We start from the raw sequence: 14,974 nt of genomic DNA on the forward strand, positions 1-14,974 counted from the left end.
CTACCAGTGGGGATTAAAAAAGATGACCCCTGATGAATACAGAAGTCATCTTCTTTCAGCCTAGTAGCTTTTTATTACGTGTCCATAAATTGGGTCACAGTTCAATTTTGGGAATGCGGGTCTTTTTTCGCTTTCTGGTCAGTCCTTTGGGCTCGTTTTTTACTTACCTATGTATCCACAGGTTCTTTTTGTAATAATAATTCAATTAATTAACAAAATTCGCTTTCTGCAACAGTCTCATGATCACTGCTGCTGCTTGTGCCCGGGTTAACGCCGACTGCGGCTGGAACTGTCCGTTTGGCATACCAGTGAGGAGTCCAGCGTTGACAGCTGTGGCAACTTCCTGTGCCGCCCATCCGGAAACTTGCTTTTGATCGCTGAATACTCCAAGCGTGCCGTTCATATCCGCTTTGGACAACGGTTTCCCTGCTAATGACAGTGCTTTATTCAATACGATCGCCATCTGCTCACGAGTAATCTCATCCTGAGGATGAAAGGTACCATCGCCGTGCCCAGAAATGATGCCCAGATCCACCGCTTTCTGAACGTAACCAGCATACCATTCTGATGGCTTCACGTCTTTAAATTGTGCAGAACCTGATACTGCCTGATAACCCAGAGAACGTACAATCAATGTAACGAATTCAGCGCGTGTAATCGGCCTTTCTGGCGAATAGTGCTCTTCATCCGTTCCGGACACGATCAATTTCGATGCAAGTACATTTATTTCTTTCATTGCCCAGTGTCCTTGGGTATCCTGAAAATTGCGGTTTACGGACACCACAGCATATTTACTGTTGCTCGGGCTATAGAAAGTAACTTCGCGCCCGTTAAATATCGCAGGTACGAACGTCAGACTGCCGTCCTCTTCGATCCTGACTACCGTTGTTTGTTTGCTGTCTGCCGGTGTATCCATTGTGATATTACGCGTTGAATACAACCCGTTAAATTGTGTAATCGTCACGCTGCGTCCGTTCGCTTCTGCCGTTACCGTAAAATCAATCACATTGCCTATGATCGATCCGCCGACAGCGTTGATCCGTTGCCCGATAATTTGCCGTTGCTCTTCTGATAGTACCTCCATACGTATGACCAACTTCCAGTCGCTACCTAATTGCTGCTCAAGAGCAGTCGTGTCAATCGCGCCTTTCGGCAGCGTGAACGAGGCGATTTTCGAAGTAACGACAATATCGTTCCCTTTAATCTGTTGAGCGCTGATTTCACCTTTAGCCGTATTTCCCGATACCACTGCTTCCAATTTTACAGCGCCTTCGCCAGTAGTCGGTTGACCCGAGACTGTGCTTGTGCCTGTGCTTGTTCCAGTATCTGCTTGTGGGCTGCCAGAATTACCTCTCGACTTTATTGCTGCGGCACGATTCACTGTTATCGTATAAATCTTCTTCGTTGTTACATCCTGAGCCGTCACCGTTACTGTCACCGTGTTGTCTCCAATGATCAGGTTGCTTCCGCCGATTACTGCAACCGAAGCATTCGGGTCGTATGTTGCGTAAGTGACCGATACGACAGTCTTGCTGTTTGGCACATTTACTGTGTAATTCAAATTGTTTGCGCTAAAGCCGCTCACAGCCGTATTGTCTACTTTCAGATCGCTTAAATCCGCATTCGAAGACAATGCAGCTGCCACTCGATTTACTGTAATCGTGTAGACCTTCGTTGTATTGTCCTGAGCCGTTACCGTAACCTTCACCGTGTTATCTCCCACGATCAGGCTGCTTCCGCCGGTCACTGCAACCGAAGCATTCGGGTCGTATGTCGCGTAAGTGACCGATACGACAGTCTTGCTGTTCGGCACATTTACTGTGTAATTCAAATTGTTTGCGCTAAAGCCGCTCACAGCAGTATTATCTACTTTCAATTCCTTCAAATCCGCATTCGAAGACAATTGTTGGTTCTTTACTTTCAGCCGCGGATAATCTTTACCTTCGTCGATTTCCCATACGTTGACAAAATCCCAATCGACGAACGTAGCCTTCTGCTTCATGTTCGCCGTCGTTATTGGCGTTCCATAAACGCTACCCGGCTGATTGGAGGTTTGTGTATCCCAGTATGAAGAGGTCACTTTATAATTGGGATTAGGACCTCCCAAGACGGCACCGATCAAGCCTCCGAAATTAGTTATTCCGGTAACTTTACCGACGGAATAGCTATTCGTAATCTTCCCGAACGTACCTCCCGAATTGTCCAGATTACCCGTAAGTCCCCCGACATTCTGGTTTCCGGTTACTTCAACATTGGCATAACTATTTGAAACTGGCGAGCGTTGAGAAGCTCCCGAAAAACCTCCGACATAATTGTTGCCGGTGACTTTACCAGTGACGTAGCTTTTATCGGTTGTTCCGTTTCCTCCTGTATAACCGACGAATCCGCCGGTGTTATTCTTTCCTGTGACATTAACGTCTATCATTTGGATATTTTTGAAAGTCGCCGATGTTGCATAACCGAACAGGCCAACATAATCCAAATCAGGGCGGTTAATTGTCATTCCAATAATCTTATAACCGTTGCCGTCGAACGAACCTTTAAACGATTCAGGCGACGAAATGCCGATCGGCAGCCATCCCTTTCCGTCAGGCGCACTGAACCCGGTTAAATCAATATCCGCACCAAGTTTATACATGGCATCAATGTTATTTCTCATAAAATTCAGATGCGTCGGCGTCTTAACTATATACGGGATCTCTTCCGTTCCTTCTCCGTCCATCTTCTCTTCAGCGGTCGGAACATACTTCCCTCTCGTAACGATCAACAGGTAGATTTTTTTCGTACCGTCCTCAGCTGTAACTGTCACCTTAATGGTGTTATCTGCGATCTGCAGGTCGCTTACGGTGCTGCCTGTCAGCTTCGAACCGCCTATTACGCTTACAGCTGCCACAGCCTTAGAATCCGCTGCCGTAGAGGCCTCGACCGTCAACTGCGACGTTTGGTACGGCACATTCATCGAATAATACCACTGGCTTGCTTTAAACCCATTAATAGTAGTTCCATTTACTTTGAAGTCGTTTAAATCTTTAAACGACGATTTGACAGTCGCATCACGATTTACTGTGATGGTATAAGTCTTTAACGAGTTATCTTTCGCCGTAACCTTCACCGTTACGGTGTTGGCTCCGGTATTCAGGCTGCTTCCGCCGCTTACTTCGACCTTGGAATTCGGATCAGCCTTCAACGTAGCCGTCACTGATGCTACTTTCACGTCGTTTAACACATTTACAGTGTATTGTTCTGTGCTGGGTGAGAAACCGGCTACGGTTGTTCCGTTCACTTTCAAGTCGGCCAATTCCGCGTTTGACGGTGCCAACTGTCTCACGTTCCTCAGCTGCGGATAGTCGGCATCCTCTTGAATATCCCACACGTTGTTAAAATCCCAACCGACATATGTTGCCTTCTTTTTCATATCATTAGTTGTCTTGCCTTCTCCGCCTTTCGGACTTGATGACCGTGTGGTCTTCTCCGTGTCCCAGTAAGACGACTGGACCGTCGTCGCGGTAGAACTGCTGCTTGCCGCACCGAGAAAACCTCCCCCAGTCGACAAAACTCCTGCAGCATAACTATAGGTAATTCTGCCGTTAGCTGCTGAACTGGAAGTTCTCCCCGCCAGCCCCCCGGTACTGTTGTCGAAGCCACCGGTTACATCTACTTTGGAATAACTGTTCGTAATGGTTGAATGCTGGAGATCTCCAACTAACCCTCCGGTCTCTGCAGAGCCACTTGTTGTCGAGGTGCCTTTGACCATGCCTGTGGCATAACTTCTGTCAATTGCACCGCCGGGATTAGCGTTCATTAATCCTGCTAACGCACCAACGAACCGTAGTCCTGTAATATTTACATTTTCCAGCCACACATTTTTGAAAACAGCCTTTTCGGCGTACCCGAACAAACCTACATAATTTGTGTCGCCTCGATCAATCAACAAATTATGAATCTTGTAGCCACTTCCGTCTAATGAACCGGTGAATTTAGTCGAACTGCCGGAACCGATCGGCATCCAGCCTTTTCCATCGCCTGGATTGAATCCGGCTAAATCGATGTCAGCTCCTAGCCTGTAATATGCACTTAATTTATTCCTAATTTTATCAAGATGCTGCGGTGTCATGACGATATACGGGTCTGCAGCAGTTCCACTTCCAGACATCTCTACTCCAGGAGCAACCGCATCTTCCCGAATGACCGTTATCGTATAAACTTTTGCCATTCCATTCTTCGGAGTTACCGTTACCGTTACCGTATTGTTTCCTACGATGAGCTTATCTCCTCCAACAACCTGGATCACAGCATCAGCACTCGCTTGAAGCTCAGCCGTCACCTTCACTGATTCCATGAAATTGCGTACATTCATCGTGTATGTTGTTTTGTCGGTATTGAACCCACTTACTGTCGTTCCATCCACTTTCAAGTCACTTAAATCGGGAGGTGCATTTGTATTCCCCGCAACGGTTCTTGGCTGGATTGTAAATACATCCAATACGTCACCGATTTTGCAATTCACATCATCTCGACCTCTTCCTTCAAGCGGACCACAGACGAACTCTCCTTTAATTTGATTCTCTTCAAACTTCAATTTCACTGCCCCGTAATTAAAATACCGAGCGGCCGACCAATTCGGTTGCTCGCACATCTTCCATTTACAACCGCTAGGTTCATAAATATGTAAACCCGCTCCGCCTCCGCCGGCAATAATCGTAACAATGTCGTCGGTCACTTTCGGATTCGAACGCTCGTAATGATGGTCGTGTCCGTTCAAGTTCAAAACATACTTGGGAAACTTGGCTCCCATTTCCCTAAGCGTATTCTGCAGATTCGTATCGCTATCATAGTAACCGCTCGACCAAGTCGGCCTGTGAACGAATGTGACGATAAAAGTAATATTCGAATCAGACTGGGCTTGCTCGAAAATCGGTTGGGCATGTTCAGCCCAATTGCTCCATGTAGATGATGAAAAAGGCTCTGGCATCCCGATAAATCGGGTATTACCGTAATCGAAGAAATACCAATCATTTCCGCAGCAGCCGAGTGAAGGGGCTGTAGGCACTGTACGCGCATTTGGCAAGCCAAAGCGCCCTTTATAATTTCGTAAGTCATCCTTCTGCGGTGTCTCCCACTCGTGGTTGCCCCAGATAGGCATAAACGGTACTTCAGTGCTCCATGGCATGACATCATTGAAGTAATGAGTGACAGCTTCTTGTCCATGAGCGTTCGCGTAAGTGAAATCCCCGAGCCCAATATACAGATCGGGATTCAGATCCTTAATTAATTTGTTCATACCGGAAGCAGAGTCATAATTAAAGGATGAACCGATATCTCCCGTAGTTACGATAGTAAACCCGGAGCTCCCGGCAGCCGGTGCGGTATGAAAAGTATGATCCTCACCGCTACCGATTGAATAATGATAGGTCTTACCGGGCTGAAGACCGGTTAGTTTGGCCTCCCGCCACGGTCCTGAATCCGAGATAGGAGTGATGTCGGGTTTACCGGCTGCAACCGTGCGACCGTAAGCCACTGTCTCCCCATAACGAATAGTGTCGGATCCCTTGTGCCAGCTAAATGTGACCGAGTCTGGACCCGTTAACGTATAGTGAATTTGGTCCGCTTGCTCAACTTGCTCTGCAGCATATGCTACAGCAGGGGAATCGATTAGCGATGCAAATCCAAGTGAGTTCACCAACAAGATGGCGCTCAGTGCGATACCCGCAAAAAACCTTACAACGCGTTTCTTCATAATAGCTTTCAACACCTCCAGAGTTCTTGACCAAACCCTATTGTATCCATGATATGTAAAGTACAATGTCCTATTTTTTTAAGAATCTATTAATTTCATTCCCATACAACTAAAAAAAGGATCGTTTCCGATCCTTCGACATTTACAATAGGTCACTTACTTCGGACGATTAGTCGAGAAAAACCCGCTGGATGAACCAGCCCACGCCTAACAAAAGCGCTGCTGCAGAACCCGCTATCATTGCGCGACCCGAATACTTCCATCGTTTCAATACATAAATGAACGGCAAAACTGCTAGAACGATGATCATCTGCACCGTTTCGATTCCAAGATTGAAGCTTATTAAATCGACTGCAAGTTCTTTACGGGGAATATCCATTTCCTTCAAAATATCAGCAAAACCCATACCATGAATCAATCCGAAAGCAAAAGTCAGAACCCATCGGTAGCTTAAATTTTTACGAATCATATTCTCAATGGCTACATAACAAATACTGATCGCAATTGCAGGTTCGACGATCCATGCAGGTACTTGGATGATATCCAATACGGTTAATGTCAGTGTTAAGCTGTGAGCGATTGTAAACGCTGTTATCAATGCGGCATATTGCCTGAAAGTTTGTCTGGCGATAAGCAGGGTAAGAAGGAACAGCAAATGATCGTAGCCGAATAAAATGTGATGCATTCCCAGTTCAAAAAACGAGTACCACCCCGAGGTTGATTTGGCATGCTCTGCAGCGGAATTCTGGGGCTTCTTTTCGTCAGATTGCGATCCGTCAGTGTTTGGCTGCCGCTCTATGCGCTGATCTAACCCTTGATAGTCTTGAGCAGTTAGTATCATGACCCAGGTCCGATCTTTACCCGATATAGCCGCTGAGCTTGTATGCGATCCATAGTTTATGGCCATGAGATTCACATAATTTGTAACGGGATCATTAAAATATAGATTGTCAGTCAAGGAGATCGGCTGATAAGCGGATATAGGAGGAAAAGTAGCTTTTAATTCGACTTTGGCCACTTTGTCCGTACGTACGAAAACAAAGCTTTTCACTTGTGTCCATGGCATCGTTACATCGTTTATTTTTAAAGTTATATTTTCTTTAATTACCGATTCAAGACGATCTCTAAGCGCATCGAATTGTTTCTGATCCAGCCTGCCGTTTTTATACATATCTCCATTGGTCAACTCTATTGCAGACAATTCATCGACAGCGAAGGTCAATTCCGTATGCGATTTTGTTAATGTCAATGTCGTAAAGCTAGAGCTGTAAGTGTGAGCATGAACTGGTTGAATGAACGGAAAGCACAGCATTATTAGCACGACTGTAAGGAAAAATACAGCTTTATACGCGGAAAAGTAAAGTTTGTACATTATTTTCCCCCTGGATGAAATAGGTCTACCTTCACTTTACGTATCATATGAAATAATACTATAGTAGTCCATTCTTTTTAAAAAACTTATCAAAATCTCAACATATATATAGATACTGACTTCCTCGTATGTTTTGACGTAGTCTCTTATTATCAAACCTCCCTGAAACGAGTTGCTCTGATAAGGGCGTTGCCTTAACTTGCACAGCTATGATTTCCACTCTCCCTCCTGCGATGCTCATGTTGCCTGCGTGAGTAAAATATTTATGCGCAACAGGGGCATCCGCCCATATGGGATGGGCATCTGTAACATATATTGTAGGCAAAAGCTTGTAGGCAACTTACAGAAGGAGATGTTAATATTGACTCAAAAACAAAAGCAAAAACAGTCCACTGAAAAAAATAACAATCAAAGAGGACTTATGCCCGGCATACCCGGATTTCCAGGCGGGCAGCCCGGTGGCCCTCCGGGTCCTGGACCTGGAGGATTTCCGCCTATGCCAGGTGGCGGCGGGCCCGGTGGACCTGGAGGAGGCCAAGGACCTGGAGCGCCGCAATCGCCTCCACCGTCCTTCATCCCTCAGCAATCGGCTTCCCTTTTTGCAGTGGATCCCGGCAGTATTAGCAGATGTCTCTTCCGTAACGTCTATATTTGGCAGGATAACGGAGATCAATATTGGATGTATTTGACTCATGTAGGAAGGAATTCTATCTCCGGTTACCGCTGGTATGGTTTCGGCCCTACGGGCTTCTGGCTCTATTTTGGATTGGATCTTAGACGCATCAATCAATTTACTTGTTTTTAAATAAATAAATAAATAAAAAATGAGCCTATCCCTCACTGAAATACCTAGTGAGTGAGATAGGCTCTTTTTTATAGGCAATAGACCTGCGGGGGTGTGCCGTTGCGTTTAACCCTAGCTGACACTACGCCATAAGAACTGCGGAAAGGTCGTCTTCCAACAGCTGGGACATAGTCTCAAAGCTCTAGCCCAAACCCAAGCATCTGCTACACAAGATTATTGGATTTGCAGCAGCAGTCGGGCGATAAGCTGTGTATTTTCCAATTTATTTTTCATGTAATCATATTCTACTTTTGTTTGATCCACGGCCATTTTCGCTTTAAGAAGCGCTCTTCTCAGCTCATGAGAGTGCTGCCAAATCTCAGCGTCCCGCATTTGTTCATTTTTCCCCGTAATCAAGCCTTGACTGAATAATTCACATTCCTTCGCATGCAGTGCCAATTTGGTATCCTCCAACCGGCTTAAAGCACCATAGTAATCATATTCCACTTCCTTAAGCTGCTCCGGCAATGCCTGTAGAAGCTCCGATACTTCCGTTTTATTCATTCTTCAGCCCTCCCTCTTAATGGAGTTACACCCACTTTCTAATCTATGCAGCCCTAGCTTGCAGCATGGCGATTTTTTGCAGCTTACATAATTCCCCAAATTTTCAGCATACTTTCAGCTTCCTTTCAGCTTGCTGTCATATAGTTGTCATGAACCTGTGAGATGATAATAACTAAAAGACCCGAGAGATTAGAGAGAAGTGGAGAGAATCCTATGGAACAACGTTTTGCCATCCCTTATATTCAAGCAGCGAGAGGAATTGCGGTCGTGCTGGTTATGCTGTTCCATACGTCCCAATTGGCGACTAAGTATTACCCCATTAACTTTCTGGGCGTAAACAGTATGGATCGATCTGGCGGCTACGCATACTTTTTTGTGCTGACCGGATTTTTGATGGTAACGATATACCGCCGGCACTTCGGCCATATCCAAATGTGGAGAACCTTCATCACCAAACGTCTGATTCGCATTTATCCGATTTATTGGCTCGTCAACGCTGCTGTAATACCCATTTATTTCCTGGTCCCTTCCTTCGGCAACGGTTACGAAACAAAGCCCAAAGAAATCGTGACCTCGCTGCTGCTGCTGCCTTATAGCGAAGTACCCATTCTTGGAGTCGCCTGGTCATTGGTTTATATTATGTTCTTCTACCTTGTATTTTCCCTGCTGTTCGTATTGAACAAGAAGACGATGTTATCGCTATTTGCTTTATGGCTGCTTATTGTCGGCTTACATAGTATGGAATGGATTAAGCTTACGGATAGCGTGCTTATCCGCTTTTTATTTGATGCCATGCATTTGGAATTTGTACTCGGTATGCTTATCGCCTATGCGGTACCCCACCTGAAAAGAGGAAGCGGCTGGTGGCTTGCTGCAGGCATGATCGTCTTCCCGGCGGTATGGGTGGTCCGGTATATAAACCCGGCATTCGTTTATTCCAATTTGCTGTACACGGTTGGCTCATCGCTTGTGCTGCTAGGTGTCGGATCACTCCGTATCGCTGCTCCGATTTGGCTAAAGCCTCTACAGTTCCTTGGCGATGCATCCTACTCTATCCTTCTTACCAGTCTCGGATTTTTATCAATTTCGCTCAAGCTCTCAAGAGCCATTCATCTTAGCGATTGGTTCGGTCCTACCGTGGTAACCGCTCTTTGTTTTGCGACCGCTCTTACGATGTGCTGCGTGTTCTATCACTACATAGAGAAGCCGCTCATAACGCGCATCAAATCTATTACCACGGCCAAAGGCACAGGTCCATTCATACAACCGCAGACCAAAGCAAGGTGAAGAAGTTAGACTGGCTTTGATTCGCTGCACATAACAAAAAGACGCGTCAACCAATGCCGTTACAGGCTTCGGAACGCGTCTTTTTTTGTTCCCCGATTGGGGAGAACTTCGAATCAATTGCACCAATAAATATTAGGCATCGCCCTACAGTTCAATCCATCTCATAAATCGATCCGGATTTGCTGGCGAACAGCTCCGCATACACCTTTTCCGCGTAAGCATCCGTCATTCCCGATATATAATCGGCGACCATTCGTTCCCAGCTCCATCTGCTCTTATGCTGCTTATAGCTTTCAATCCAGTCCGGAGGCAAAATGAGCTTGCCTGTTTCATATACCTTGAAGCTGTCCCACAGCCGGTGGATCATGATCTCACTGCGCTTTTGCAGCCTTTGTACCCGAAAATCCTTGATCAATGTAACCCAGGCCAGCTTCTTCAAAATTTCCATCGTGCGCAGCAGCTGTAAATCCTGCTCGCCGTCCTCTACGAAGGTGACCTTCTTCCAGCCCTTTTTCGGATCATCAATGATGCCTACCCGGTTGGCGAACCGGCTTACCCACCGCGCCTTCATTTCCCTCCGTGTCCGTGAGGCTTCACGATTGCATTCCGCGTAGATGGTCTCCCACTGTTCCAAATAATCGGCCAGCACCTGCCGGACCATCGCCTCCATGTCGACCTGCTCCCAGCCTACATCCACGTTGCCCTGGTCATCTACGATCTCTTGAATTAAATTCTCCACAAGCCAATTTTCATCGAAAAAGCTGTGATTCATTTGAATTTTTCCAGCGCGAATCCCATCTTCAATATCATGGGTCGAGTAAGCAATGTCATCGCATAAGTCCATCAGCTGCGCTTCCAGCGTTGGGCAGCCTATGGGCATCTGCCAGGCTTCCCGAAGGTAATTTATCCCTTCCCACTCCATCGCGTAAGCCCCTTTGAGCCTTCCTTCTTCCTCCAAGGAATACGGATATTTATTGATGCCGAGCAGCGATGCGGCGCTTAAATCCAGCCCGCTCCCGCTTCCCGCGCGCTTCTCAAGGAACATTAGAATGCGAAAGTTTTGAGCATTCCCTTCATAGGCAAGACCATGCTCATCCGACAGCAGCTTGTTCAGCACTTCCTCTCCCTTATGCCCGAACGGAGGATGCCCCAGATCATGCGCCAAGGATGCTACTTCCACAACAGCCGGGTCTAACATCAGCCCCGGATGCTCCCTGCGCGCCAAGAAGGGATATGTCTTTTCCATCCGCCGCGCAACCTCACGGGCAATCTGTGAAACTTCCAACGAATGAGTCAGCCGCGTTCGATAGTAGTCGCCGGAGCCGGCGCCAAACACCTGTGATTTCCCCTGCAAGCGGCGGAAAGCGGGTGATTGGATAAGCCGAGCATAGTCTTTTTCGTATTCGTCGCGTTCCTCGCTAGAATTTGTATTGGTCGTGTCGAATAGCCTCATTTTTCGTAAATCCATAATAAATCCCCATCTCTTTCGCTCCACCGAGGTTTTTTTATCTACTTTAAATATTGTATGAAAAAACAGCGTCCTTAAGGAACGCCGTTTGAGTTCGACCGCCGTCCTGCCGCGTCTATACATCTTCTTCTTATCTGCTTCATATTCCGCATATTATCGAGTTTTATTGTATCATTGCATCATAACGGTTTGCAAAGCCTTCCCATCATTTTCAAAGCATTCATCTCTGAAAATCTGAAATTCCCTACAATATATGCTATTCTAGAAGAAAAGCTTCTGATTGATAGCCTTTTGACGAAGATTAGACGGAACTTGGGTACGCTTTTTACTAATATCGGTGGGATGGCGGAACTACAGTGCGTTATTTGGCTAAAATCAGCTGATATCGGCGGGTGGCGGAACTACAGTGCGTTATTTAGCTAAAATCGGCTGATATCGGTGGGTGGCGGAACTACAGTGCGTTATTTGGCTAAAATCAGCTAATACTGGCGAGAGCGGAACTACAGTGCGTTATTTGGCTAAAATCAGCTAATACTGATGCGGGAGCGGAACTACAGTGCGTTATTTTACTAAAATCGGCTGATACTGATGCGGGAGCGGAACTACAGTGCGTTATTTGGCTCAAATCAGCTGATATCGGTGGGTGGCGGAACTATAGTGCGTTATTTGGCTAAAATCGGTTGATACTGATGCAGGAGCGGAACTACAGTGCGTTATTTCGTCTCAAGCCTGCCTATAAGAAACTTTTGGTGAGAATAAGTGATCGTAGTTCCGTTTAGGTGGATTGATAACGTGTGCAGTCTTAAATAGCGTATCCACGTTCCGCTCCATGATGTTAAACATCCAAATGCTTAATATATTAAAACCTTAACAATATCAAATAACAGGAGAGCTATTATTATGAAATTCAGACCATGCATCGATCTTCACCAAGGCAAGGTTAAACAAATTGTAGGTGAATCGCTAAATGTAGATAATGACAAAGAAGTGATCGAAAACTTCGTATCGGAACAAGAACCCGCTTACTACGCTGACATGTTCAAGCGGGACCACTTGCTGGGCGGGCATGTCATTATGCTTGGCGGAGGCAACGAGGAGGCCGCTCATCAAGCTTTGCAGGCTTACCCCCGCGGGCTTCACATTGGTGGAGGTATTACTGCGGAGAATGCGGCTTCCTATCTCGCAAAGGGAGCATCCCATGTCATCGTTACCTCCTACATTTTCCGTGATGGAGAGCTTAACACCGCGAACCTGGACAAAATTGTGTCCGAGGTTGGAGCCGACAAGCTGGTCATCGACCTTAGCTGCAAAGAACATAACGGCAAATGGTTTGTAGCTACCAATCAGTGGAAAACAATCAGTAATTTCGAGGTTACCGCCCAGAGCTTGCGTTATTTGGAAGCCTACTGTGATGAATTCCTTGTACACGCCGTCGATGTTGAGGGCAAACGTGCCGGTATTCAAGAAAGCCTCGTTAAGCATTTGGCTCAATCCGTCACTATTCCAACTACCTATGCAGGCGGTGCCAGATCGTTAGCAGACCTTGAGCTATTTCACAAGCTTACCGATGGAAAGCTGGATATTACGATAGGGAGTGCTTTGGATATTTTTGGTGGGAGCCTCCCGTATAAGGACGTCATTACTTATTGCAGCAACCTGTAGCTGTATAGACATTTATCTGCAAAATTATGGCGCTATAGGCAAGAAGTATGTTCGACTGCATATAAAATCTAGAGAATAGCCGCGAGCTAGAGGTCTTGAAGGATTTGAACGGAACAGAAATTTCCGTTATTCCACCTTTCACCTCCAACTAATGGCTTTAACGGAAGTAGGAATTCCGTTATTGAGGTGAATATTAGCACTAATGGGCAAAAACAGACAGATAACGGAACTGCGAGCTCCGTTATCTGTCTGTTTTTTGTGCTTTTCAAGTGATAAAGGAATAAGGACTTCCGCTATGGTACTCCAATTCCGTGGACGGGAGGGAATGGAGTATGAATACCGGATCAAAGATCACCCCAATCCTCCTAACGCACAAGCTTAGATCGTGGCGCGCCTTTTGGCATTACATGGAGGTCGGTCGAACCCCACGTGGGCATCAAAGACCCGCAAGGCGCTCTAGCCCTCCTTAACTTCCATATAACTCCACGCGCCTACAAATAGGTTTTTCTGAACTTTTGCGGGGGAAGTCCGAAGAAATGCTTAAATAGCGTGCAGAAGTAACGTTCATTCTGAATTCCGACCAGTTGGCTAAGCTGCAGATTGGAATAATCCTTCTCTTTGAGCAAAGCAACGGCCTTCTCTATCTTGCGGCGATTTACATAATCTACGAAGTTTTCGTTTTCGACCTTCTTAAACAAGGTGCTGAAATAGGAAGGAACCAAACTCACGTATTCAGCAACCTCATCAAGGGTAAGCCTCAAAGCGATGTTTTCCTCAATGTATTGCTTAGCCTTAGAAATTTCCGATCTGGCCGGTGCTTGTCTTTGCGATAAACACTCATCCATGTAGGCAATCACTCTTTTCCATTGCCCATCAAACTTTATCCTGTCTTCTTGTACAATAAGCAATGGTTCCGGCAGCAGCTTCCAGACTGACACCTTTTGTTTGATATCGCCCATAAATTGGTTAATCAACCCCGTCATTTTCTGCTCAGGAATCCGGTGTTCCAGAGCTTGAAAAGCTATCCGGCTCAAAATCCCCTTCAGTTCCTCGGACTTTGTTTCCGGAGCGAGCCTACGGATGATTTCCTGAAACCATTCCTTAATCTGCGCTTCGCCTTCGCCAGGTTTAGCCGCCAAGTGGAGCCCACTTACAAAAACCTGTCCCTCTCCTGCAAAATAATAGGCGTCCTGCAGCTGCAGCAATGCTTGTCGGTACGCTGACGCCATCGTGTCCCAGCTCTGGTGCTTAAGACTGAAGCTTACATGAACAATCTGCTTCATATACTTTTGAATATTATCAATAAGCTCGCGTCCCAGCTCCATGCATTGCGCATTTAATCGGGAAGCGCTCTCCATGAATGGCAAGGTTATAATACCAAATATGAGATTATCCTTCACTTCACACACGAACCCGCTTCCTCTAGACCCGAGCGTCTCCTCTGCCACATTCAACATACCGTAACGGATCACGCTTTGGTCCGCTTGGTCATACCGCTTCTTAAAGCCCCCATAATCATCTAATTCTATGAGAACACAGCAGTATTCCTTCAAATCAGGAGCCACCTTCAAATCATCGCAATGCCGCGACAGCTGGTTCGGATGAATATCACCCTGCAGCAGCTCTGTAACAATCTGCCTGCGGAACCGGTACATGTTCTCTAGGCGCGAAGTATTGAGCTTCCGCAGCTCGGCTTCTTTAACTTCAATTTCATGAAGTGTTTGGGCGGCCCGATCCAAGGCTTGAAAAATATCATCCTCCGAAAGCGGAACCTTAACTATATAATCCTTTACATTCATTCGTATGGCTTGCTTGGCATAATCAAAATCAGAATAAGCCGTTAAAATAATAAATACAGTGCCGGGAAGCTTGCCCTTTAGCGTGTCAATCATTTCTATGCCATTCATCCCCGGCATAACAATGTCAGTCAGAATAATATCCGGTTTCAGCTGCAGTGCCGCATCTATCGCTTCTTTGCCGGAATATGCCTTTCCAACCAGCTCATAGCGATCTGTATGAAACCCGAAAAACTGCTCCAGACTGCGAATAATTAGATCCTCGTCATCTACGATCAAGCATCGGTATTTTTTCACAATATCC

General features: G+C 46.1%; 8 protein-coding genes. 3 read left to right on the top strand and 5 right to left on the bottom strand.

Annotation, left to right across the window (positions count from 1 at the left end; translation table 11 throughout):
- Positions 1 to 205: 205 nt before the first annotated feature.
- Positions 206 to 5,737 carry a cadherin-like beta sandwich domain-containing protein gene (locus tag ACFQ0C_RS04085; RefSeq protein ID WP_379364234.1) on the bottom strand — a complete coding sequence of 1,844 codons (5,532 nt, stop codon included), beginning with the start codon at positions 5,735 to 5,737 and terminating at the stop codon, positions 206 to 208.
- Between the two features lie 169 nt (positions 5,738 to 5,906).
- Positions 5,907 to 7,109, bottom strand: a complete 1,203-nt coding sequence (locus ACFQ0C_RS04090) for a HupE/UreJ family protein (RefSeq protein ID WP_379364236.1) — start codon at positions 7,107 to 7,109, stop codon at positions 5,907 to 5,909.
- Between the two features lie 421 nt (positions 7,110 to 7,530).
- Between ACFQ0C_RS04090 and ACFQ0C_RS04095 the strand changes: the two genes are divergently transcribed.
- Positions 7,531 to 7,914, top strand: a complete 384-nt coding sequence (locus ACFQ0C_RS04095) for a collagen-like protein (RefSeq protein ID WP_379364362.1) — start codon at positions 7,531 to 7,533, stop codon at positions 7,912 to 7,914.
- A 213-nt stretch (positions 7,915 to 8,127) separates the two neighbouring features.
- Here ACFQ0C_RS04095 and ACFQ0C_RS04100 read toward each other — a convergent pair whose 3' ends face one another.
- Positions 8,128 to 8,457 (bottom strand): hypothetical protein, encoded by a 330-nt coding sequence (locus tag ACFQ0C_RS04100; protein ID WP_258214261.1) that lies wholly within the window; start codon positions 8,455 to 8,457, stop codon positions 8,128 to 8,130.
- A 213-nt stretch (positions 8,458 to 8,670) separates the two neighbouring features.
- Between ACFQ0C_RS04100 and ACFQ0C_RS04105 the strand changes: the two genes are divergently transcribed.
- The gene (locus ACFQ0C_RS04105; protein WP_379364238.1) at positions 8,671 to 9,744 is read left to right on the top strand and encodes an acyltransferase family protein; all 1,074 of its coding nucleotides are present in this window, start codon (positions 8,671 to 8,673) and stop codon (positions 9,742 to 9,744) included.
- Between the two features lie 151 nt (positions 9,745 to 9,895).
- Here ACFQ0C_RS04105 and ACFQ0C_RS04110 read toward each other — a convergent pair whose 3' ends face one another.
- Complete coding sequence (locus tag ACFQ0C_RS04110) at positions 9,896 to 11,212, bottom strand: deoxyguanosinetriphosphate triphosphohydrolase family protein (RefSeq protein WP_258214259.1); 1,317 nt, start codon at positions 11,210 to 11,212, stop codon at positions 9,896 to 9,898.
- A 900-nt stretch (positions 11,213 to 12,112) separates the two neighbouring features.
- On the opposite strand from ACFQ0C_RS04110, the gene hisA reads away from it, so the two are divergent.
- A complete protein-coding gene (hisA, locus tag ACFQ0C_RS04115) occupies positions 12,113 to 12,874 on the top strand; it encodes a phosphoribosylformimino-5-aminoimidazole carboxamide ribotide isomerase (protein WP_379364241.1) in 762 nt (253 codons plus the stop codon).
- A 491-nt stretch (positions 12,875 to 13,365) separates the two neighbouring features.
- Here hisA and ACFQ0C_RS04120 read toward each other — a convergent pair whose 3' ends face one another.
- Entirely contained in the window at positions 13,366 to 14,967 is a 1,602-nt protein-coding gene (locus ACFQ0C_RS04120) for a response regulator transcription factor (protein WP_379364243.1), read from the bottom strand.
- Between the last annotated feature and the right edge of the window lie 7 nt (positions 14,968 to 14,974).

Source organism: Paenibacillus sp. GCM10027630, from assembly GCF_042676305.1.
Classification (GTDB): Bacteria; Bacillota; Bacilli; order Paenibacillales; family NBRC-103111; genus Paenibacillus_S.